Consider the following 21,849-nt stretch of genomic DNA (forward strand, 5'->3'; position numbering starts at 1 on the left):
CTGTTTCGTTGGGTTACGATCGACGCAATCCAGTTCGCCGCTGCAGTTCTGCAGCGTTACCTCAACGCGCGCTGAAGGTAAGGCCGGCGCGCTCCTTCAGACGCTCGCGCAACGCCGGACCCATCAGCGCGCCCGGCGTCCAGATGCCGCCCTCGCCCTGCACGTCGCGCACGAGGCAGAGAGCGCTTTCGGCGATCATCTTGCTGGTCGAGCCATAGCCCGGATCGCGGTCGCCCGTGACTACGGCCTCGACCCGTCGGCCATCCGGCTGCTCGCCCAGGAAGAGGATGTCGTAGAAGCCCTTCTCACGCTGTTCCCGAGTCGGGCCTGCGCCGTGTTTGAGGCCGCCGATCCCGAACAAGGAAACCATCGTGGCGAACGTCTCCGTCGTCACGCGACCGATTTCCCCCAAACCCGGCGCGACCATCATCTCGTCGTAAACGAAGTCCGGGCCGTAGGGATGCCCCAACAGGAAATTCGTGCGGTGCACGTTCTTGGTGTTGACCGGCGCCATGGGGAACGGCACGAGCAACACGTTCATGCTCGGGTCGTATTCGGGGATGAGGCCCGACGGCTGAGACGGCCCGGTGAACCCCGGCGTCAACGCGAAGGGATCGGTCAGCAGCCGGATTAGGGCCGGGTCGCGCGCGGCGGCCGCCAACGTCGCCTGGGCGCTCGCCGCGGTGCCGCCCGACATGCCGCCTTTCACCTTGCGTAGGCGGGCTTTAACCCGCCGCGCGGGGCGTCCGAATTTCTCGCGCGCCTTCTCCTGCAACGTGAGCACGCCGAGATCGAACGGGATGGAATCGAAGCCGCAGGAGAAGACGATGCGCGCGCCGGTCCGTTTCGCCTCTTCGTGATGGGCGTCGATCATGCGCCGCATCCACGCCGGTTCGCCGCACAGATCGACATAGCCAGTGCCCGTGGCCACGCAGGCGGCCACAAGCTCGGGGCCGTAGAGCTGATAAGGCCCGACCGTCGTGATAATCACGGCCGCACGTTCGCACATCGAACGTAGGCTGGCCGGCTCGCCGGCATCCGCCTTCACCAAAGGCAAATCGTCTGGTGCGCCGATGTCGGCACGCACCTTCTGGAGCTTGTCGGTCGAGCGTCCCGCGATCGCCCAGGACGGAGCATCGTCGCCGCGATAGGACGTCGCCAGATATTCGGCGATGAGACGGCCGGTGTAACCCGTCGCGCCATAGACGATGAGGTCGAAGTCCCGCTTCACGACGCTGGTCCTCCTCGAGACCCGGGCGAGCGCTACCCCTTACTCGGACCGGTCTTCCGCCGGCTGGATTGCACCATCTTGCCTAGCGCACTCATTCGATCACCTCGTCGGCGCGGGCCGGGCAGGCGCCTAAGAGGTGGGGATGCCAGGCCATTTTATGCTGTCCCTGAGCCCGGCGAGACACGAGGACGCGCAGCAAGTGCCATTCGAGGGGGCAGCCGCTTTCATTGAACCGTCCCATCGCGTTTGACGGAGGATACCACAGTTCCTGTCTTGGGGCGCGCAACGTCCGGTTGGAGTCAATACGCCATTTTGACCGCGGACGAGCCACTTCCGGTCTCCCTCGATAAGCGGACAGTTTCCGGGCCGGTCGGCATGTCCCAAACGGGCCAACACCGGAAGAACTCAGGGTGAGGAAATCTCGTCCGAGCGCTCGAGAGCAGACATCGAGGCGGACGAGGAGTCGATCGGTGTCGCAAAAGCGACGCAGCACTGACGGGTCGGATTGCGGGAGCCGAAGCCTCGTGTTGCCCCGGAAGCAGAAGGAGCGAACGCGACTCCGGCAGCAGCCGCAAGGTCCTCGTGATTCCGCTAGTCAAATCGCACACGTGCAGCAAATGCTGCCGCACGCGGCGGTCTCAGATACGAAACCTGTTGACAGGGATCGGCTTCATTCGTCCTTCCATTTGATCGAGCAGCCAATAGACGCCTTTTGGTCAGCCGGCGCCAGACCGGTGGTCGCAATCGCGCGCATGGCCTCGACAAGCTCTCGGGGCGCCCCCGCGCGAGGCGGAGTTGTACGCCCTTCGTCGAGCCGGCCGCGATACTTGAGCTTGCGGTCGGCGTTATAACCGAAGAAGTCCGGCGTACAGACCGCCCCGTACGCCCGAGCGACTGTCTGGGTCTCGTCGTGGAGATATGGAAACGGGAAATCATAAGCCTTCGCGAAACGTTTCATATTCTCAAATGAGTCTTCGGGATAGCTCGCCGCATCGTTCGAGCAAATCGCCGCAAAGCCTATGCTCTCCGACATCAGCACGCGGGCGTCCGAAACCATGCGGTCGATCACCGCTTTAACATAGGGACAATGGTTGCAGATGAAGACGACGACCGTGCCTTTTTCGCCCGCAACGTCGTCCAGTGCGTAAGTCTTGCCATCGGTGGCCGGAAGCTGGAACACCGGCGCCAGCGTATCAAGAACGACTTGGGTAGCTGCTGTCGCCATATCGCACCTCCTTGCGCCCAGATATATGCTGACGACGGCCTGCTGGGGCACCGCTTCTAAAGCCTGCTCTCAGTCGCGTCGTTTTGGCCATACGTTAGCCAATTTCCGGTCGACCCTTAACAGCCGCCATTGGGACGAGCGCGGGATTTCGTCGGTTGGCCACGAACGGACGTTAGCAGCTCCAATGTCCCGGCGCGCGGGGCTGAAACTGTGATAAACTGCTGTCCAAAGTTTGTTCGTCCGGCGGCTCTGAATGACTGTCTCGACACTCACCGCCGGGTGCGCTCCTGCGATTTTCTTTCGCCGATCAGACAGGGCACCCGGGGCTCTTTCTCGGCGGCTGGGACGATCCCGCTCTCTGACGTGAGGCCCGCAACTTCTCGAACAAGCTTGGTCCGGATCGCTTCCTGAAATTTTTCGCGATCTTTGATCGTGATAATGAAGGCGCCCGGCCCTCCGATCACGCAGTCCTCGTAATAGAGATCGAGATTCTCGATATCGGTCGTCGAGAGGGATGGCTCCTTCACCATGATCGGGAGGCCGTTGATGATGATGCCTTTCTCGAGGGCAGCGTCTCGCGCGCCGGTTACGGGGGCTCCGTCGTTGTTCGGCCCATCGCCGGAAATGTCGATGACGCGCCGCAACCCGCGATACGGATTCTCTTCGAATAGCTGCAGTGCGAAATTAATCGCACCGGAAATTGAGGTACTCGAACCTCGGCGAACCGGCGTTTTCATGATCTCGGCGGCCACGGCATCCGCCGATTCCGGGCCGTCGATCACGCGCCAGGGAATGATGATCTTGTCGTCGCCCGACATCGACCACTCGAAATAGGTCACGGCCACCTTGCTGCCCGGAACGGCACTCAGCGCCTGCAGGAAGTCTTTCGACACGATGGCCTGTGCATAGCCCTCGCGCTGAACGGCAAGTTCGTCCATATCCATCGAATAGGAGACGTCGACGGCGATAACGAGCTCGACATTGACGGATGATACATTGTGTTTGGTGTCGGCGAATCGAGATTTCGGGTTCGGCGCGGCAATGCCAGCAACGTCGCCTCCAACTAGCGTCCCCGCAACAAGCACCGCCCCGATCGAGACACACCAGCGCATGGCGGCCCTCCCGTCCTTTCACGAGCATGGTGACACCCAAAACGCGCACCGAAAAGCGGAAATATGCAATTGTCGTCCACCTTCGCAGCAATCGAGGCGGAGCTCCCTTCATGCCGCTCGCATAGCGAGCCGCAGTTAGAAAGACGCGCTGCACAAGGAGGTTCCTGGATCACGATGGAACGGGATGTCTGCTCGGGGTCATGAACGACAAAACTCAAGGTGAGCACAATGGGTCTGCTACCGGTGGGGAATAGGTTCGGCCGACCTTTTCCGAGGACCGCCTCGCGGCGCTCAAGAACGAGTACGCGCAAGCTGCGATGCCACCCTCGAATCTCCGCTACGGCTATGTTCGCGCCGCCTAAACGCCCTCGGCTGCGGCGGCGGAGCAGCCAAGCTTCGTTGCCGCAGCGTCGGCCGCCGGGACAGGGATGTCGATCGGGTCAGAAGCAGGCCAGCGCGATTTGAACGGTCACCATGTTCGGGAGTTCAATCCTTCGCGCAACGAGCATCACGGGAAACGGAGCTTAAGGTGGAAGCTGCGGCCATTGGAGAAGGAGTGACGCCATGACCCACATTCAAACAGGCAATCAGGTCGTTACGCAGATCACTGTAATTGAAGCCGGACCGGAAAAGCAGAACGAGGCGCTATCGCTGATGGCCGATCGAGCGCGATTCATGGCGGGCCAGCCAGGCTTTGTCTCAATTAGCTTGCATCGAAGCCCGGACTCGGCGCATCGCCCATCAATCGCCGGATTTTCGTAAGGCGTGGGCTAAGTTTGACGATTTGACCGATCAAATCGATCCCCATCTCTACGAAGTAGTCCAGGTTCTGGACGCCCACTGAAGGTGCTCGCATTCGCATCGAGCACGGAAGCCTGACGATCGCTTCCCGGGATTGAACGAGCTCGCTCTCGCGGCGCGTGCCGTTCAGCTGTATTGTTCGATCATCGAATACTCTCGAAGAGAAGCGGGAGGGCCCCTATGGCTGGCGCAAGGCTAAAGCATTACGGGTGGGGACGCGAAGGCGAAGGCATGAGCGCAGGGGAGCGAAGGTTTGTCCTCGATCGCTATCATGCGAAGTTTGGAACTGACGAATTCGACACGATTGCCGTCCCACGCCTTGAAGACCTTTCCTTGCGGAAGCCGCGCGTGCTGCCGCCGGCTTCGCTGGTCTCCCTTTGCACGACCGAACACTACGATCGGGCCGCGCACACCTATGGCAAGTCCTATCCGGATTACGTCAGAGCAATGCTTGGCGACTATGAGTGTGCGCCCGACGTCGTGGCTTATCCTCGTAACGAGGCGGAGATTTCCGCCGTTATGGACTGGGCGGGATCTGTCGGCGCTTCTCTGACGCCTTTTGGCGGCGGATCCAGTGTCTGCGGCGGCGTCGAGCCGCGCATTGACGGCATCAAGCATAAGGCCGCCGTCACCCTCGATCTGCGCAATCTCTCCAAAGTCATCGAAGCGGATCCGGTATCGCGCGCCGCATCGATCGAAGCCGGCACGTATGGTCCGTCTCTGGAAGACCAGCTCAAGCCGCATGGCCTCACATTGCGGCATTTCCCGCAGAGCTTTGAATATTCGACCCTCGGCGGCTGGATTGCGACGAGATCGGGCGGCCATTTTGCCAGCCTTTACACCCACATCGACGATTTCGTTGAAAGCGTTCGCGTCGTGACGCCAGCCGGCGTGCTGGAGACGCGCCGGCTTCCCGGTTCGGGCGCCGGACCCAGTCCCGACCGCATGTTCATCGGCTCGGAAGGAATCTTTGGCGTGATTTCGCGCGCCTGGATGCGATTGCAGCCGCGTCCAAAATTCCGTGCCGGCGCATCGGTTCGTTTTCCCTCGTTCTTCGACGCCGCGCGCGCCGTGCGTGCAGTCGCGCAAGCGGGCCTCTATCCGTCAAATTGCAGGATCCTGGACCCGCAGGAGGCTTACAATACCGGTGCGGCTGATGGAAGCGTTGCCGTCATGGTGCTCGCGTTCGAGTCGGGCGATCATCCGTTGGACGCCTGGATGGCACGCGCGCTGGAATGCTGCACCGACCATGGAGGAACGACGGGGCCGGGGAAGGCGAGCGACGCGCATCTAGAGGGCGCGGCAGGCATCTGGCGCAACGCATTTATTCGGATGCCCTATGCGCGCGAATTTCTGACGCCCGCGGGCCTCATCAACGATACGTTCGAGACTGCCATCACCTGGGATCGGTTCGAAAGCTTTCACGACAAAGTCAAAGCGGCAACCGAGCGCGCCATTCTGGAAGCGACTGGCGTCAAGGGTGAAGTCACCTGCCGCTTTACCCATGTCTACCCGGACGGGCCTGCACCCTATTTCACCTTCCATGCCCTTGGTCGCCACGGCGCGCTTCTCGAGCAGTGGCAGGCCATCAAGAATGCAGCGAGCGACGCACTGATCTCGGCAGGCGGCACCATCACGCATCATCATGCCGTCGGCCGCGATCACAGGCCATGGTACGACCGACAACAGCCAGAGCTTTTCGTCGCCGCCTTGCGGGCAGCCAAGCGCGAACTGGATCCGCAGGGCATGCTCAACCCGGGTGTCCTGATTGATCCGTAGGCGCATGCTGGTGAAGGTGCTCTTGCACCGATTCGCTTCGGTCGGCACTGCCACGATGATTTCCGGTCACCCGCGGTGAACGGACGTCGCCAACGCTGGTCGACATGTCTCAAAGGGGGCAGAATCGGACTCGCGCATCCGCCACGAAAGAAGCCTGTTCGATCACTGCGTCGGCACCGCCGAGCAATGCCCGCGATGGCGCGACCAGTCAACTTCTGCGCAAAGCGTCAGTCGTGCTTGACGCCAGAGGTACGCCGGATGATCTCATTGATCTCGGGGGCGCAAGATCCTGGATAAGATCTCTTAGTGCCTCGGTATCAAACGGCTTGCGTAGTATTCTTAGATTTGGGGGAGCTGCTTTTGCCGCATCGCTGTAACCCGTTGTGAGGGCGATCGGCAAGTGCGGATAACGCGACCGAATTTCTCTCGCGAGCCCGACGCCATCGATGGTCCCTGGCATGACGATATCACTGAAGACGAGATCGATCCTTGTACCCGTTTCGAGCAGCTTCAATGCCGCTTCGGCCGAATCTCGATAGATGGTCTCATAACCCAGATGCTCGAATAGCGAGGATGTCACATCTGCCACATCAGCGCTGTCGTCGACGACGAGAACCGTCTGACGCTGCGGTTGCCGTGATTTTGCTCTGGCAGAGGAGTGCTCTTTACTCGTGATTTTCTCGTCTGCACACGACGGCAGATACACTGTGATCGTTGTTCCCTCTCCGACCGTGCTATCTGCCGTAACCGTTCCGCCGGCTTGGTGCGCAAAACCATAAACTTGGGACAAACCGAGCCCGGTTCCTTTGCCGACCTCCTTGGTCGTGAAGAATGGATCGAACATCTTGGACAGAAGATTTGGCGGAATACCAGTGCCGGTATCGCTAAATGCCATCGCAAAGAACGTGTCCCCGCGGCGATTATCGCCAATCTCGTGATCTACGGTGACGGCGTTCACAGACAGCGAGAAGGTGCCGCCGTTCGGCATGGCGTCGCGGGCATTAACGGCAATGTTCACAATCGCAAGTTCCAGTTCGGCGAGGTCCACCTTGACCCGCAAAATACCCTCGCCAATGTTTTCGTTGTACACAATGTTCCCGCGCAGCGAGCTCTCGATCATGGTCCGCATGTTCTTTATCGCCTCGTTCAGATCAACGATCGTCGGGCTAAGGTGCTGATGACGAGAGAATGTCAACAATTGGCGCGTGAGGCTTTCTCCGCGCTTGGCCGCGGTCTGTATGGCTTCGATTGCTTTTGGCAACTTTGGATCAAGCAGGCGAGCAAAGATCTGAGCGCTGCCTCCAATGATCATCAACAGATTGTTGAAGTCGTGCGCAATTCCGCCGGTCAGTTTGCCGATCGCCTCCATCTTCTGCGACATCGCGAGCTGTTCGCGCGCCTGGACCAGTTTCTCCTCCGCGTCGCGTCGCTCGGTTGCGTCCCGGAGGATATTGATAAACCCGATCAGAACTCCTGCGCCGTCGCGGCTCGCAGACACCGAGCCGGTAATGAAGAACGGCGTGCCATTTTTCCTGATCCGCCAACCCTCAACGTCGTGCTTGCCTTCCTGAATTGCCGACTCCAATGCGCGGGTTGGTGAGCCTGCCCGGCGTTCATCCGGCCGGTAAAATATCCCGAAATGCTTGCCGATGATTTCTTCCGGGGTGTAGCCGATGATTTTTTGTGCGGTACTGTTCCAGCTGGTAACGTGCCCCTCTTTATCAAGCGCAAAGATTGCGTAGTCGACGACGCCTTCGATAAGAACTTGAAAGTGGCGTCTAACGCTGTCGAGTGCCAAATTTTTCCGTTCAATCTGACGGCTCAGTTCGTCCTGAAGGGAAAGCAAATGGGCTTCAATGTCTTGGCGCGTCGCAATTGCTGCGGCCAATGCAAGAGGCGGCACAGATACGCTGAGCGAAAGCACGAGTAACGCTAATAGCGATCCATCCAGATCCGCTTTCGGAAATGGATCGTTACCCACCGAGAAACCCCACACGGCCATGCTGAGGAAAATGAGTGCGGCCGTAGCGACGCCGTATCGATTGCCGCGCAAACCAGCCCACATCAGGGGCAGTAGAACCAGAAAGCCCAGAAGGCTCCGATGTGGCAGCGGCAGATTGAGGTCGTTGCTGATGAGGTCACCGCCGATGAGCGGGCTGTAAGCAATGATCCCGATGATACTCACGAGAGCAGAGACCGCGATCGATTCCGATAGTTCCCACTTGGAAGCTCGACGTAAGCGCGCCATTGCCCAGAGCACGACGACCGGCGCAATCACCAAGGTCCCAGCCGCGTCTGCAAGCCACCAGGTCAACCAGGTCACGACCGAATCGGAAAAACTCAGTTTATCGGCGAGAATGAATCCTGCCAGGACGATGGTTGAGCTCATCACCGTGGTCGGCACAAAGGAAATGATTGCAAACTTTGCGATTCCAGAGGGGGTGCCAAACGTCTGGTGACCATTCGACCAGCGACTAATCAGCCACGTCCCGGCAAACGCCGCGAGCAGAGTGCCGATCCCGACGGAACCAAGCTCCAAAAGCGATCGGTCGGCCATCAGGTAAGGAGAGACGGCCCCCACTAAGATCGCGGGCCAAATCCGGTAGCCGCGCAGCAGGACCAGCGCGAGCGCAAGCCCGGTTGGTGGCCATAGCGGTGTCGCGGTTGGATTGATTGCGGGAAGGAATCGCGCGGATTCGGCAAGGCCACCGTAAATCGCCGCGACTATTAAGATTTCGACCGAGTAGGTCGCAGCGCTCCGAGCGTCGCCAAAAGCGAAACTCTTGGCCTGATCAAACCTTGCCCTTTCCATCACAAGCCTTTGCGGTGGGCATCTCAAGAATGCGGTAGGGGGTCGACTTGGCCCCGGTTCAATGTCACCCGAAAGACGGCGATAGCATTTTCACTGCGTCGATGCCCCTGCCAAACACTCAACGCAGTTTTGACCAAAGCATGGCCGCACGATCGTGAGTAGAGGGGGCGCTGCGCAACGTCGGGATCGGGGCCATCGGGCAGCACCATTGACCTAATGGCGGAGATATACCAGGAGACGAAAGGGGCATGGCGGCATCCGGAACACGCAAACAGGTCCGATCCCGTGTCGGTGAGATCTCATCAGCAATCGCTTTCTCTGTTGACGCAAAGGAACAGCTCTCGCTGTCTCTCCAACGAGCGCGTTGGGCCGCGAGCCGTAATAGTCCCGGCAAGCAAAACACGTCGGCTCTGCTTCCGAAAAGAGACTTCTGCGAGAACTGCTAGATTCGTCGCGATGGGTCAACGGCAGGCGATCGACCTCGATAACCGACGTCCACTCATCTCTCGGAATTCGAAGGCGTTCCGTGCCGCGACGCGCCAGGAAAGGTGATGTGGGTTGTCTTCATCGCAAGGTGTACCTCGCGGAGGAAGGACGCCAACCCTACGATCAAAAACAGAACGGCAGCTATGAAGAGAATACCGATGGGCCATTTCAGAGGCTTATCAAGCATCAGCTCAAAAAATATGACCGCAATGTCCAAGCATACCAATAGTGCGGAGATCGTTGATGCGGTCATAGCGACGCTTGTGATGTGCCTTCGTTTTTCCAGACTTTGTTGTTCGAGCTCCAACGTCTTGTGAACTGACAGCGTCAAAATATTCTCGTTCTCGATAAGTGCGCTGCAGCGATCGAAAATCCGGGCAAGGCGACCGGCCATCACGCTCAGCATTCCCGCAATTCCGGTGAGCAGGAACACCGGTGCAAGGGCAAGCTGAATGGCCTGTGCTATTTCACTGAAGCCTTCCGCTGTTGCCAAACCTGTGCACCCATTCTACGAACGCAGCTTGAACGCGGTAGCTCAGCTAGCTGGCGCACATGGGGAGAAAGCGAAGCTAAAGCTGTGACGACCGGAACGTATCACAGCTGCCAACCTCCCCCGATTTCAGACCTGCCATAAACCAGCGCGTGCGTTGTGCTGATGTGCCATGCGTGAAAGCGTCCGGAACGATATAGCCTTGGGACTGCCGCTGTAATCGATCATCTCCGATCGCCGAAGCGGTCTGCATCGCCGCTTCAACGTCGCCGGGTTCGATAAACCGCCATTTTTCTTCGGCGCGGTTTGCCCAAACGCCGGCGAGGCAGTCTGCCTGGAGTTCGACCCGAACCTGCAGGCCGTTGGCTTCCGCCTTGTCCATCCCGCGTTGTTGCTCCTGCACCCGGGACAAGAGCCCGAGTTGGTTCTGAACGTGGTGCCCAATCTCATGTGCGATGACATAGGCCTGAGAGAACTGGCAGCCCTTGCTGCCAGCGTCGCAGCCACGGAAGCGTCGTTCGAGGTCCTGAAAGAAGCTCGTATCGAGGTACACCTTGCGATCGATCGGGCAGTAGAAGGGTCCCATTGCGGATTGAGCAGATCCGCAACCGGACTGGGTGGCGCCGGAAAACATCACCAGAGTTGGCGGCTCGTATCGCTTTCCCGCTTGAGAAAAAATGGCAGTCCACTGCACTTCCGTGCTGCCGAGCACGGCGGAAACGAAGTGGCCCATGGAATCGGATGGGGCGCCGGAGCTGCCGGCACTCGTTTGTTGTGAGGCGCCATCGTTTCCCGTCATGGTTTCGGCGCCTTGGATGAGAATGCGCGGATCGATGCCGAGAGCCCAGCCAATCAAGCCAAGCACCACAACGGTACCAATGCCGAGCCCGCCTCTTCCTCCGGGAAGACCGCGCAATCCGCCGCGCCGTCGATCTTCAATTCGATCACTTTGTGGTAAATCATCGATACGCATATCACAGCCTCCACCCAGTTACCGATGGAACGAACTACCTGCCTGTAGCCCGCTGAACCACGACGCGCACTAGAACGATTTCATTCTTTTTTGACGATCTCAAAGCCCCTCGCGGCCAATTCGCTGAGAATGCTCTTCGCCAAATGAGAGCATTCGTCGGGCTTGATCCAGGTGACGCTTCTCCAATCAGGATCGTCATCTCTGGAATATACGTTGAACGCGGACCGAATTCCGGCTTCGATTGCATCCATTGTATCGTCTGGCATGCGAACCTTCCCAATATCTCTACCCGCACTGCTTGTTGCTGGACTGCGGAATTTAGTCGCTTACCGGAGGGCAGGTCTGGAAGCTTCAATGCTGCTAGCTAGTAGCCGGGCGTAGCCGCCATAGGGCGGGCAATAGCTACCGCCATAGCCATATCCATAGCTGTCATCATAGCCGTAGTACGAAACGGACGGGTAGCTATAGTCATTTGTACTAAGGGACAATGTAGCACAGGGTTGTTGTACCCTCGCGATCTTAAAGCCCAGGCCCAGCGCCGGGGCCATTCGCCTGCCATTGATAAAGGCCGACCAGAAAGGGACGCGCCCGGGATCGATACTCGTGATCGTCGCCTGCATCCGGACTCCTTAAACACCGAGTGCGGCGGAAATTTCGGCAAGCGTCGCCTTTTCGCTCTCGCTAACCTGAACGCCACCAAATCCAAGCAAGCCACCGCCCTCACTGGCTGCCTCGGCAGTGGCTTGGCTGATTTGGCAAAGCCAGTTCTTGAACGCTGCAGCATCGGCTGGGGCTTTCGTGGACAACACTACCGAAACTTGGCGTAACGCTTCGACAGACTTTCTCTTCACGTCTGCAGGTTGGCTCTCGGCAAACTTGGCTTTTAGACTATCGCGCGCGGCGCTTCTGGCCTCGCTCGTCGAGAAGTCATTGGCGAGCGCCTTCACCAACGTATTGGCACCGGGGTCAGCGATTGCCTTCGCCAATGCGCTTCCTCCGGCATACGATTCCTTCAGCAAGCCCCAAAGGCCACTTGGATCGGCCGCCGTGATGGCCATGCCAGCCAACATCGGGCTCTCCAGCAACTGCGTCCACTCGTCCGTTGTGAAACTCGATTTGTCTGCCATCTTCGACCTCTCTTCGAGGATTGGTGAGCCGGCGTTTCGCTCACGGGGCGCACAAAGGCCCCATGGGTCGCAAGGGCCGCTTTCCTTTGGACCGCAGCGTAGTGACGTGAGGTTGGCACTATTGATCTGAATCAAACTATCTGGTGGCTCTACCTCGTCCTACGCGACGCCCCGGTTGACCACCACAATTCAACCGGCTCCGACTAGAGGTAACCGACTCGGCTGCCGTTCCAAGGTCTATTGACCCTGATCAAAGTTCCCTTGGATCCAAAGAAGTCTGATCCTTTCAATATTCATCTCAGGGAGGCAAACATGAAGGTGGGATCGGCCGCTCTTGGACTGCTGATCGTCTTGGCAATGCCTGCGTTGGCGAACGCGCAAGGGGTTGTGAGTGGTACACAGCAAGGTGCGCGGGAAGGCAGCAAGGCGGGAAACAAGGCTGCCGGACCTGTCGGAGGCGCGGTGGGAGGAGTTGTCGGCGGAGCTGTCGGTGGCGTCACGGGCGGCGTAAAAGGGACTCTCGGAGTTTCCGACAAGTCGAGGAGTAAGAAGACGCCCTAGATAACCGAGCCCACCGGCGATCGAGCACTTTCTCACGCGGCACGTGGCTGCCGGTAGGTCGCGTGCCGGCTCGTACAGCATTCTGATCATATCGTGTCACTCGGCACGCGGATCGATCCGCGCGGCTGCCGCCTGTGCCATGAAGTCGGTCCGGTCAGAGTCCGCGCGTACTGTCACTCCCCGTGCGCAGGCATCGCCTGACATCGCACTGTCCCTTGGTACAATGATCTCTGCGGTAACCAAGTGACATTGTGATCGTTGATCGGCAACGTCGTGCGACGTTCGAACACGCCGCCGGCTGGGGACCTCTGCACGCGATGATTTGCTCAGTGAGGACTTGATTTCGTCAAGTGCATTCGAGAGGAGAACCGAAATGGGTGTCCTTTGGACGATCATCGTCGGCTTCGTGGTTGGAGTAATTGCCAAGTTCATTATGCCCGGCGACAAATCTGAGCCAAAGGGCTTTATCCTGACGGCTGTTTTGGGAATCGTCGGCGCGTTCGTTGCAACCTACCTTGGCCAATCTGTGGGATGGTATACGGCCGGAGAAAGCGCTGGTTTCATAGCTAGCATAGTCGGCGCAATAATCCTGCTCTTTGTCTATGGGTTGATCATCAGTCGCCAAGGGCGCGCCTAACAAGGTAGCCGCCGTCCTATTTGGGCTATGAATGGACTATCGCGCGTTCACAAACGACAGCCTCACCATGATGTACGAGGGCATCCGGGCAGCACTAGCCTCTGACGATACCCAGAAGGCCGCCGGTGACAAGCCTCGCTTTGGTGTGCGAGAGACGCGTGACTGGAAAGAGCATGCCGCAAACCTGGAATCTGAGATGCTCAACCGGGGAATGTTTTTCGAGATCATCGATTGGTCGGAGGCTCAAGGACGATTGCCGCTGTGATCGCAGGTCGGCGCGGCGCGGGCGGAATTCGGGTAAGGATATTGACCGTAGTTTTTGCGGAATCCACTAAGCGGGCCTGCGCATCTACGATGAACACTGCCGGAGGTGGCATTTCCCATCCCGATCCAGCGTTTCATCCGGCAAGGATCGCTCAGACGCGGCCCTTTTGATCTTCCAACCCGATCGCCGCCCCAACGTCGCGACTGGCACCAACTGCACATCACACCGAGCCCATAATTCACTACCGTCAAACGGTGGAATGACCTGCTGTTCGGTATGCGGTAGTTGTGGTGAGCACGCAGACACGGTGCGCTTATCCTTATCGTAACCTTCCCGAAATCGGCAGATCATCGTGACAATGATGGGGTGTTACGATGGCGGATATCATTTTCAAGGCCAGCATCTTCGGGCTTGGCATTCTTTCTACCGTCCTCTTCTCTCTGTTAGTCTTCAGCGGATAAGGCCGAATTGCCCCGCCTGATCGGCGCCGGTCATGGCCAAAACTCATCCGATGAGTGGCTCTGCGCCATGCCCGGAGAGTCCCTGTAATCGCCATCCAGCAATGTCGCTGCTCTTCCCGCACTGCTCGCAGGTCAGGTGAGAGCACCCTAGAGATCGCCCGCGCTTGACGTTCTCGAGGGAAGCTTCGCGTGCGCAGCGCGGGCACGCCAATGGAGCGCGCCTGCCTCCCACGAGGGCGAGCAAAGAACTAGCGAAGGTCGACGCGCGGTTAACGATCCTTTTGACCAATTTCGGAATCCAGAACGACGGTCCGGACTTGGGGGCTGAGTGTGGGGTTCCGGGACCGTCTTCGAGGCGCGGGGGCGCGGCCCATCCGCGCACCGCTAGTAACGTGGATGACGTGTGCAACAGGCAATTGTCTTCTGGTACAACCCTACTGCTGATGTGCATGGTGAGGCCGACACCCCACTGGCATGCACGAGCTGCGGTCATTAAATGCGGCTTTCCGCCCACCCCCCTGACCAGCCCGCTATGGTGGGATCAACGCGCAGGAACGGACAGCGCTCAGCACTGCCGTTGATCTAGATCAAGTTTGGACGCGACCCGATCCAGGAGGATGATAGTTGGGCCAAGCGCGGGGCTTCCGAACCTAATTGGGGCGGATGGCATGAAGTGTTGGGCGGGGCTGCTAATCGCTGCTCTTCTCGTGGCGGGATCGCGCGCGAGTGATGCCACAGTGCGGATCAGAGACGATCCCGGTGGATCAATTGGGAAGTACATATTCAGGTATGAGAGGCTGCGCGCTTCGGGTCAGCCTGTGATCATCGACGGCTTCTGTGCGTCGGCTTGCACCATTGTGCTGGCAACCATCCCTTCGGACAGAATTTGCGTGACTTCTAAGGCGAACCTCGCGTTCCACGCTGCGTGGGATTTCGGCCGTCGTGGACGCCCTGTCACGAACCTCGGAGCGACCCGAATGCTCTATTGGATGTATCCCGTGCCGGTGCGACAATGGATCGCTCATCGTGGCGGTCTAACGCCGCGAACAATCTTTCTGAGCGGAAAACCATTACAGGCGATGTTTCGCTCATGCCCGTCCTTGGCCCGCGAGAGAAGAAGCTTTTGAGACGATTGGCGCAGGGCAAACGGATAGTCAGAACGCTGGGAAAATCAGAAAAGATCAAATCGGTTTGCAGCGCCAAAGGTGGATTGGAAGGCTGCAAATCCGACCGCAGGAGCAGCTTGAGGCCCTAACCCAAGAATTTGCTCCTTGGCCGGAACGAGCAGGCGGCGATAATTGAGCGGACCGCCGCCCGCGCCGCTCGAATTCGTCAGTACTGTATCCATAGGATACTGACCCGGACAAACGTAGCTGCCGTAGGCATCGTAGTAGCAGTGCAGCAACTTGTTGAGATGGGCATCGGCACCGACAACCGGCAACGCGCCGATACGCACGGGAAACAATATCTCGTCAATACCGTCCATGGCTTGTGAAGCGCACGCACTTGTTCGATGAAATGAATACTTGGGACGGGGATAAAAAACGTGGCATGCTTCTGATCGCGTAACATGCGGTCGAGAACGACGCGCGGCGACGTGTGACGCCCCGGTCTCGACGAGTCGGAGCGAGCTCGTTCGCGGCGCGCCGCTGGCCAGGGCTCCGTAGGAGTCGGCAAGCTCACCGTGAATTAGGCGGTCATTTGCATGATCAAGGCACCGCCTCGTCACTCATGTGCTCCCGCCATTTGCGGCGTGATCAACGGTCCGAACACCAACCGACGCCGCTCTAAGCCGAGTATCTTGGGTTAGGCGGCGTCGGCATTTCGCTGGCCCCTGAAATCCCCAGCGCTGGCTTCTTACAAGATCGGCAGAACGAGGTCTTGTGACAGCATGCCAAATTTTTGGGTTTTCGAGCCCGCGCTTCCGGGTTCCCGTGACGGCGCGGCCGATGACGGTGGCGCAGCTGGCACGACGGAGGCGCGGCCCCCGAACGTCAGCCCTCCTGATTTCGGGCTACATCCTGAACAACATCCAGACCATCGCAGCTAACCAACCGGCAAGCCAAACAATCGAAGCCAGGAACGCCCAGTCATATCGCGTTAGGGCTCTGAGGCCGCGCCCCAGCGGATCGCTGTCCTTTGGTACAAGTGTGCTTAGTATCGCTGCCGCTTTTCGTCTTACTTGCATGGTCCCGCGCACTAGCGGATTGCAGCCAAACAAGTCTTGTGATCATGCGCCAGGAAATTGGGACATTGGGCCAGCGTCGCGCCGCAACTCAGCGAACGTCTCTCAGATTGCGGAACGTTGTTGGCGTCGATCCCGTCCAGCGAGCGAAGGCATGTGTGAAGGAGCTAATCTCACCGTAGCCTAACAGCCATGCGATCTCAGAAATCGGAAGGTCCCGTTCCCGGAGATAACGTTTGGCAAGCGCCTGCCGCAATGTCTCAAGCACGCCCGAAAAGGCAGCGCCCTCGGCGGATAACGCACGCGCGAGTGTTCTGCGGCTCATGCCAAGGCGGCGAGCAATCTCCGACGCGTTAGCTTTGCCGTGCGGAAGCAATTGCGCGATTTGATCTTCGACCTGAGAACGAATGCTCGTGCGACGCGCTGCTCGGTTGCTGAGAGCCTCATCGGCGTATCGAAGCAGCAGCGTGTTAAGACGGACGTCGGCTCCAAGAACCGGCAACGCGCCGATGGCCGCTCCAAACAAGATCTCATCCCTATTCGCCCCAAATTCGATTTCGCATCCCAAATGAGATCGGACATCGGAGGGTGTCCCCGGCCTAAAATGTTTCAGCTTGATCTGGTTTGGGGCAAGCCTGCCGCTGCTCAGCGTCCGGCAAATGCGGACCAAGGAGACGAGCCAAAATTCCATGTGGTGACGATCGGAGAGGCGATCAATATTGAAGTATTCGAACCCGATGGCGAGCCTGTCCTTTAAAGAAACCCGCAGCCGCACACCTTCGTTGTTGATCGCGCAATAGCGCTCCGCGTTTTGCAGCGCATCGCCGAGCCGCTCCGAGGAGGCCATAACGTAGTAGAGCAACCCGATTTCGCCCAATTCGAAGTCCCGGGCTAAATGGAAACCAAAACAGTCGTCCTGCATTTCCTTGGCGGCGAGTTCGAGCATTCTGACCTGCGCGCTCGCGCCGACGCGTCGGTTTTCGTCCTGGATATCTTTGCTTGTTAGGCCTGCGCCTGACATGACTGGGGCCAGGTCTGCTCCCGCATCGCGCAATCGATTATATGCGAGCCGAGCTATCCCTCCCGTGGCGCTAGGTATCGACGAGAGGTCCTTAGCGAGACCTTTGCGCATCTGACGTTCCCATCGCGTCCGCGGCGCGCCCGACCCGAGAGTTTGGGGTGAGCGTCGAGGCCGTCGCACGCCGCGGACCGCTTGGCTGGAATGGTCGAGCCGAGTGGTCGCCGCTAGAATGTAGGCAAGTGGCATGGATAGCGCGGCAGTCATTGACTTAAATCAAGTTTGGAAGCGTAAAGGCAATGGGCAGCCGCGCTGGATCGAAAACGGCGCCTGATATGCAAATGCCCCCGGGATCGGCAATGCTCTCCAATCTTGCTGCGATGTTAACCCCGTCGCCAAGGAGGTCATTCCCCTGAACAACAACAACATCGCCCAAATGAATGCCGATCCGAAACCGAAGCGCCAGGTCTTCAGGCTGATCGCCCTCAGCTTCAACGAGCCGAAGTTGAACAGCAACACAGCATTCAACGGCATCCATGGCACTGGGAAACTCAGCCAGAACACTATCGCCGGCTGTGTTTGCTATTCGGCCGCCATATTCAGCGATCAGGTCATCAACAATTTTGCGATACGCAGAAAGTGTTTTGAGGGTGGTGTCTCGTCGTGACTTACCAGCCGAGAATAACCTGCGATGTCGGCTGCAACGATAGCGGCTAGCTTTCGTCGAAGCGCTACCCGTGCCAATATTTACCCCCCTTATCGCATCATTTACGTCGCAATCTCGCGAACGGCCCGGATTAGAATGAACCAAAGCTTAGACGCGGACAATTAGGCCGGGTCCGCCATCGGCAGCATTGGACTTAAACCCGGCGATCTGGCCGCAGGTCGGTTTGGGTCAAAAATGCGGAGAAGTCGGTCCGAGCAAATCCACTCCGCTCCCGCCCACTATGCGGACGTCAATGACAGGCTTGGCCACTTCGCTGATGGGCCACATCCGGACTCATGCAGCGCAACAAGATACGCACTCAGCCGATCACTTTATCAGTGCGCGCGAGTACCATCGGGAGTCGAACCTTGCAATTCGATTCGAATTGCGCGGCGCTTCATTCGGCTAACTTTGTGCGTCGGCGCCAAGTTCGAGGCTATGTCCTGCGATTGGCTGAATCTTGGCCTCCAGGCTCTGCGCATCACCGGCTCCAACGGTCCGATCTCGGGCGCCAACACTAGTTCAACACTCTCACCAGATCATCAGCCTCGCGCAGATCGCGGGAAGTTTCCGCGGATGCGAATTTCGCCCGGGTCGATATTAGCAGGTCTCGTGCCTCAGTGCGTCCGGATGCGCTCCCGCCTGCGCTGACCAGGCGCGCGATGCTGATCGCCGTGCGCAATTCCCAACCGACCGCCCCGAGCTTCCTGGCAGAGGCAAGCGAGCGCTTGAACAAGCGCATGGCGGCCCGGTCGTCCCGCGATGGATCGCGACACAGCAGCGAGCCGTGGATCCGGTAAATCTCGGGAGCAGCCCAGCGCTCGCCGGTTTGCTTCACCAGGGCCTCAGCCGAGGCAGCGAAGTTTCGAGCCCTGCCCATCTGCCCGATCCGTCCGAATTCCGTGGCAAGCAGAATTCGATAGAGCGGCATCTGGATGCACCGGTTCTCGGCGGGCAGCTTATCGAGCAGGCCGCATAGCTGCTCGAGCACGTCCGGCGCGGGGCCTCGTGCCGCCAACGCTGCGGTTGCCCACAATGGACCGATGACCCGGTACATCGGATAGCCATACTCGTCAGCGACCTTCAGACCACGCTTCACGCTGGCAAGGTTCTCCGCAAGGTCACCCTCATACCAGTGATCGGCGACGCCGAGAATGGAGGCAAAAGCCACCATGAACGGATGTCCGATCTCGTTCGCAAGCTGCCGCGCCGTCACGCAACACTCTCTGGCCCGGCCGGGCCGGCCCAACAGCCATTCAATGTGTCCGGAATAGACGAGCGATACAATTAATGGATCATGCTGATAGATCTGGACCAGCTTGCCGTGCTCGCGCGGATTGTAGCGAGCGCTGACCAGAGCCGCGAGCTCACTCGCCTGCTGCAAACGACCGAGGAAGAAATTGGCGATCACGGCGGCGGTGTAGGCCATGAGGGCGGCCTCGTCGTTGCGCCACACTTCTGCCCGCCGGACGAAATTTTCCGCGTGTTCGAGGCCCTTGGTGAGCTCGCAGTTGACCAGCTTGGCTATGGTACTTCCCCACAGCACCGTCGCCTTCTCGCGAATGGTGCCATGGCTCGCGCAAAGCTCGAGTGCACGACTGTAGGGGCCATAGACGTTTGGGTCGGACCATCCGGCGTTGGCCGTGTACGCCATCGCCAGATTGGATTGCAGTCCGATTTCAGCCTCGAAGCGCCGTGGCGACGCCGGCATCTTGGATATCAGCGAGAGGCCTTCGCGAAGGTGAGCCACGGCTTCCTTGGTGGCAGATCTGCGCAGCGCGGATTTGCCAGCCTGGAGCCAGGCCTCGATCGCCTCCGGAATGTTGCCTGCGCGCGCATAATGATAGCCTAATACCGCCGGCTGGCCGCTTTCTTCAATGGAGGCTTCCTGGAGCAGCCACGATGCCACGCGCGCATGGAGTTCACGCCTTTCCTCCATGAGCAACGACGAGTAGGCGACTTCCTGTATCATCGCATGTTTGAACGTGAAGACCTCGCCTTGAGGTTCCTTGCTGCGATACACGATCCCCGCTCTCTCGAGAGCTCGCAACGCCTGTGGCAGCGTTTGGCTCTTATCCGGAAACACGTTGAAAATGCCTTCATAGTCGAAACGCCTTCCGAAAACGGAGGCGATCTGGGCGACGCGCTTGGCAGGACCGAGACGATCAAGGCGCTCCATCAGGGAATCGTGAATACTTGACGGCACCAGGGGTTCCGGCAACTTCGGCACAGGGCTTTCGGCGGCCGGCGGGACCGCACCGGCATCGACGACGGCCCGCGTGAACTCCTCGACAAAGAGTGGCACGCCGTCGGTCCTTTCCACGATCTGGCTGGTAATCTGGCGCGGCACGAAATCGCTGCCCGCGACGGCTGCGACCATCTGCTCGCATTCATGCGCTGCCAGCTTCCGGAGGGGGACCCGTCTAATTGCCGTGCTTGACAACCAGTCGGCCTTGTAATCATCGCGATGCGTGATCAGGACCATGATCCGCTCGCCAGGACAGCGAGCCATCACGCGTACCAGCAGTTCGATGGTGGTCGGGTCCATCCACTGGACGTCCTCGACGATCCCGAGGATCGGCTGCTTGCGCGAGGCGGCGACAAGAGCGTCCACGAACACCTGAAACGCACGCTCGCGCTCCAGGGGAGATCCGAAATCCGCGGGCTCGTATCCCGCGCATGCGGGGATCGATAGCACCGCCCCGTAGTAACGAAGCGCCTGCTTGAGATCGGTGACGGCGCTCGCCAACAGCGATTGCAGTTTTGCCAGCGCGAGTTCCGCGTTGTCGGTCTCGTGGATGCCGGTCGCGCGTATGAGGCGCTCGATTTCCGGGGCAAGCGGCGTGTTGATGTGGAACGGTGAACATTGCAGCGACAGAACATCACGCGGAGACGCACCGAGCGAACTGCGGAACTGGCGAATCAAACGTGACTTGCCGATGCCGGGCTCGCCGGAAATGACGCCAACTTGCCCCGAGCCGGCGAGAGTCTGCTGCCACATCTCGGCAAGTAACGCACTTTCGCTGGTTCGGTTTATCATCGGGGCAAGAGGCGACCTCCGCGCGCGGTCGAACCTGCTTTCATTTGACCCAAGCGCCTCTGCACGCCAAGCCTCGACCGGCTCCTCCACGCCCTTGAGAGCTTGTCGGCCAAGCGGCGCATAGCTGAAGGTTCTGCGGGTCAGATCGTAAGTGCTCGAGCCGACTACGATACCGTTCTCACTCGCGAGTCCTTGCAGGCGGGCAGCGACATGCGCCGTACTGCCGAACACTTCCCGTCGATCGGGGGGCTCGCCGGGCACGCTGCCGACGACGACGACCCCGGTGTTGACCCCAATGCGCACGCCCAGGCGAACGAAGCTGCCGTCCGACAGCAGAAACTTGTGTTCCTTGATCGCCGCGGCAATCGCCAGAGAGGCGCGGACCGCGCGCTCGGGATCATTTTCATGGGCTTGCGGGACGCCAAAAAATGCGAGCAACCCGTCACCAATCATTCTGGCGATATAACCGCCGTAGCGGCGAATCTGCTCGTCGCAGATATCGCGGTAAGTTCTGATAATCGCGAAGAACTCCTCGGGATCGATCCGCTCGCTTAGGGGTGTCGAACCGACGATATCGATAAATGTCACGGTGAGCTGGCGGCGTTCGGCATGCGGAGCCTCATTCTCGACATTCGGCGGCCCCTGTGTCCGCTGAAGTCCGCCTAAACGATCGGGCCTCGGCTCGCTGCTCATGACCCACCAAGTTCACTTTCCGCCGTACCTGCCGCGAGGCAAGATAGACGGCGAGCCGCATCCAGTTAACGCTGCCGAGCCCGTGCCCAGGCAGACAGTTCCAGGGATTGAATACCATGTGCTCGCAGTCGTACAGCGCATTCTGCGTCAAACTCTTGAAATGGCAGTGCTTCCTGGGCGCACTTTAGGACGGGTCCATGGCCGCGAAGCGTCCCCGACGTCATCCGACGTGACGGTGTGACGTACC

The 21,849-nt window shown here is 59.3% G+C and carries 16 protein-coding genes and 1 pseudogene; 5 read left to right on the top strand and 12 right to left on the bottom strand.

Annotation, left to right across the window (positions count from 1 at the left end; all coding sequences use genetic code 11):
* Nucleotides 1-61 precede the first annotated feature (61 nt).
* From KUF59_RS34985 to KUF59_RS34995, 3 genes are all read right to left on the bottom strand, one after another.
* Nucleotides 62-1,231, bottom strand: a complete 1,170-nt coding sequence (locus KUF59_RS34985; protein WP_258767742.1) for a saccharopine dehydrogenase family protein — start codon at nucleotides 1,229-1,231, stop codon at nucleotides 62-64.
* Between the two features lie 670 nt (nucleotides 1,232-1,901).
* Nucleotides 1,902-2,456 carry a thioredoxin family protein gene (locus KUF59_RS34990; RefSeq protein WP_258767743.1) on the bottom strand — a complete coding sequence of 185 codons (555 nt, stop codon included), beginning with the start codon at nucleotides 2,454-2,456 and terminating at the stop codon, nucleotides 1,902-1,904.
* Nucleotides 2,457-2,725: 269 nt separating this feature from the next.
* Nucleotides 2,726-3,568: a DUF1194 domain-containing protein gene (locus tag KUF59_RS34995; protein WP_258767744.1), complete on the bottom strand. Its 843-nt coding sequence runs from the start codon at nucleotides 3,566-3,568 to the stop codon at nucleotides 2,726-2,728.
* Between the two features lie 564 nt (nucleotides 3,569-4,132).
* Between KUF59_RS34995 and KUF59_RS35000 the strand changes: the two genes are divergently transcribed.
* Complete coding sequence (locus tag KUF59_RS35000) at nucleotides 4,133-4,330, top strand: antibiotic biosynthesis monooxygenase family protein (protein ID WP_258767745.1); 198 nt, start codon at nucleotides 4,133-4,135, stop codon at nucleotides 4,328-4,330.
* A 219-nt stretch (nucleotides 4,331-4,549) separates the two neighbouring features.
* Nucleotides 4,550-6,148: an FAD-binding oxidoreductase gene (locus KUF59_RS35005; RefSeq protein WP_309500890.1), complete on the top strand. Its 1,599-nt coding sequence runs from the start codon at nucleotides 4,550-4,552 to the stop codon at nucleotides 6,146-6,148.
* A gap of 208 nt (nucleotides 6,149-6,356) precedes the next feature.
* On the opposite strand, the gene KUF59_RS35010 is transcribed toward KUF59_RS35005, so the two are convergent.
* The 5 genes from KUF59_RS35010 to KUF59_RS35030 all read right to left on the bottom strand — a co-directional run bounded on the left by KUF59_RS35010 (nucleotide 6,357) and on the right by KUF59_RS35030 (nucleotide 12,036).
* On the bottom strand, nucleotides 6,357-8,960 hold the full coding sequence (locus tag KUF59_RS35010; RefSeq protein ID WP_258767747.1) for an MASE1 domain-containing protein: 2,604 nt from the start codon (nucleotides 8,958-8,960) through the stop codon (nucleotides 6,357-6,359).
* Between the two features lie 499 nt (nucleotides 8,961-9,459).
* Nucleotides 9,460-9,939 carry a DUF2721 domain-containing protein gene (locus KUF59_RS35015; RefSeq protein ID WP_258767749.1) on the bottom strand — a complete coding sequence of 160 codons (480 nt, stop codon included), beginning with the start codon at nucleotides 9,937-9,939 and terminating at the stop codon, nucleotides 9,460-9,462.
* A gap of 76 nt (nucleotides 9,940-10,015) precedes the next feature.
* Entirely contained in the window at nucleotides 10,016-10,909 is an 894-nt protein-coding gene (gene ypfJ, locus KUF59_RS35020; RefSeq protein ID WP_258767750.1) for a KPN_02809 family neutral zinc metallopeptidase, read from the bottom strand.
* Nucleotides 10,910-10,989: 80 nt separating this feature from the next.
* Complete coding sequence (locus KUF59_RS35025) at nucleotides 10,990-11,175, bottom strand: hypothetical protein (protein ID WP_212462701.1); 186 nt, start codon at nucleotides 11,173-11,175, stop codon at nucleotides 10,990-10,992.
* Between the two features lie 363 nt (nucleotides 11,176-11,538).
* Nucleotides 11,539-12,036 carry a hypothetical protein gene (locus tag KUF59_RS35030; RefSeq protein ID WP_212462702.1) on the bottom strand — a complete coding sequence of 166 codons (498 nt, stop codon included), beginning with the start codon at nucleotides 12,034-12,036 and terminating at the stop codon, nucleotides 11,539-11,541.
* A gap of 934 nt (nucleotides 12,037-12,970) precedes the next feature.
* Between KUF59_RS35030 and KUF59_RS35035 the strand changes: the two genes are divergently transcribed.
* The 3 genes from KUF59_RS35035 to KUF59_RS35045 all read left to right on the top strand — a co-directional run bounded on the left by KUF59_RS35035 (nucleotide 12,971) and on the right by KUF59_RS35045 (nucleotide 15,087).
* Nucleotides 12,971-13,234, top strand: coding sequence for a GlsB/YeaQ/YmgE family stress response membrane protein (locus KUF59_RS35035; protein ID WP_212462703.1), 264 nt, complete (start codon nucleotides 12,971-12,973; stop codon nucleotides 13,232-13,234).
* A 31-nt stretch (nucleotides 13,235-13,265) separates the two neighbouring features.
* Complete coding sequence (locus KUF59_RS35040; RefSeq protein ID WP_212462704.1) at nucleotides 13,266-13,499, top strand: hypothetical protein; 234 nt, start codon at nucleotides 13,266-13,268, stop codon at nucleotides 13,497-13,499.
* Nucleotides 13,500-14,628: 1,129 nt separating this feature from the next.
* Nucleotides 14,629-15,087, top strand: coding sequence for a Clp protease/crotonase-like domain-containing protein (locus KUF59_RS35045; RefSeq protein WP_258767752.1), 459 nt, complete (start codon nucleotides 14,629-14,631; stop codon nucleotides 15,085-15,087).
* A gap of 44 nt (nucleotides 15,088-15,131) precedes the next feature.
* Here the strand turns inward: KUF59_RS35045 and KUF59_RS35050 are convergent, their stop codons facing one another.
* The 4 genes and pseudogenes from KUF59_RS35050 to KUF59_RS35065 form a co-directional block, all read right to left on the bottom strand.
* Entirely contained in the window at nucleotides 15,132-15,446 is a 315-nt protein-coding gene (locus tag KUF59_RS35050) for a hypothetical protein (protein WP_258767753.1), read from the bottom strand.
* A gap of 790 nt (nucleotides 15,447-16,236) precedes the next feature.
* Entirely contained in the window at nucleotides 16,237-17,277 is a 1,041-nt protein-coding gene (locus KUF59_RS35055) for an AraC family transcriptional regulator (RefSeq protein ID WP_408918051.1), read from the bottom strand.
* A gap of 202 nt (nucleotides 17,278-17,479) precedes the next feature.
* Nucleotides 17,480-17,910: pseudogene (locus KUF59_RS35060) on the bottom strand (adenylate/guanylate cyclase domain-containing protein); the annotation flags it as partial.
* A 476-nt stretch (nucleotides 17,911-18,386) separates the two neighbouring features.
* On the bottom strand, nucleotides 18,387-21,602 hold the full coding sequence (locus KUF59_RS35065; protein ID WP_258767755.1) for an ATP-binding protein: 3,216 nt from the start codon (nucleotides 21,600-21,602) through the stop codon (nucleotides 18,387-18,389).
* Nucleotides 21,603-21,849: the final 247 nt, after the last annotated feature.

Origin of the sequence: Bradyrhizobium arachidis, from assembly GCF_024758505.1 — a bacterium.
In the GTDB taxonomy this organism is placed as follows: Bacteria; Pseudomonadota; Alphaproteobacteria; order Rhizobiales; family Xanthobacteraceae; genus Bradyrhizobium; species Bradyrhizobium manausense_C.

Bases quoted from the DNA above. Each gene is read 5' to 3' on its own strand.
- KUF59_RS35065 (WP_258767755.1), bottom strand. From the start codon at position 21,602: ATGAGCAGCGAGCCGAGGCCCGATCGTTTAGGCGGACTTCAGCGGACA.
- KUF59_RS34990 (WP_258767743.1), bottom strand. From the start codon at position 2,456: ATGGCGACAGCAGCTACCCAAGTCGTTCTTGATACGCTGGCGCCGGTG.
- KUF59_RS35010 (WP_258767747.1), bottom strand. From the start codon at position 8,960: ATGGAAAGGGCAAGGTTTGATCAGGCCAAGAGTTTCGCTTTTGGCGAC.
- KUF59_RS34995 (WP_258767744.1), bottom strand. From the start codon at position 3,568: ATGCGCTGGTGTGTCTCGATCGGGGCGGTGCTTGTTGCGGGGACGCTA.
- KUF59_RS35030 (WP_212462702.1), bottom strand. From the start codon at position 12,036: ATGGCAGACAAATCGAGTTTCACAACGGACGAGTGGACGCAGTTGCTG.
- ypfJ (WP_258767750.1), bottom strand. From the start codon at position 10,909: ATGCGTATCGATGATTTACCACAAAGTGATCGAATTGAAGATCGACGG.
- KUF59_RS35045 (WP_258767752.1), top strand. From the start codon at position 14,629: ATGAAGTGTTGGGCGGGGCTGCTAATCGCTGCTCTTCTCGTGGCGGGA.
- KUF59_RS35040 (WP_212462704.1), top strand. From the start codon at position 13,266: ATGGACTATCGCGCGTTCACAAACGACAGCCTCACCATGATGTACGAG.
- KUF59_RS35055 (WP_408918051.1), bottom strand. From the start codon at position 17,277: ATGCGCAAAGGTCTCGCTAAGGACCTCTCGTCGATACCTAGCGCCACG.
- KUF59_RS35000 (WP_258767745.1), top strand. From the start codon at position 4,133: ATGACCCACATTCAAACAGGCAATCAGGTCGTTACGCAGATCACTGTA.
- KUF59_RS35025 (WP_212462701.1), bottom strand. From the start codon at position 11,175: ATGCCAGACGATACAATGGATGCAATCGAAGCCGGAATTCGGTCCGCG.
- KUF59_RS35005 (WP_309500890.1), top strand. From the start codon at position 4,550: ATGGCTGGCGCAAGGCTAAAGCATTACGGGTGGGGACGCGAAGGCGAA.
- KUF59_RS35050 (WP_258767753.1), bottom strand. From the start codon at position 15,446: ATGGACGGTATTGACGAGATATTGTTTCCCGTGCGTATCGGCGCGTTG.
- KUF59_RS35035 (WP_212462703.1), top strand. From the start codon at position 12,971: ATGGGTGTCCTTTGGACGATCATCGTCGGCTTCGTGGTTGGAGTAATT.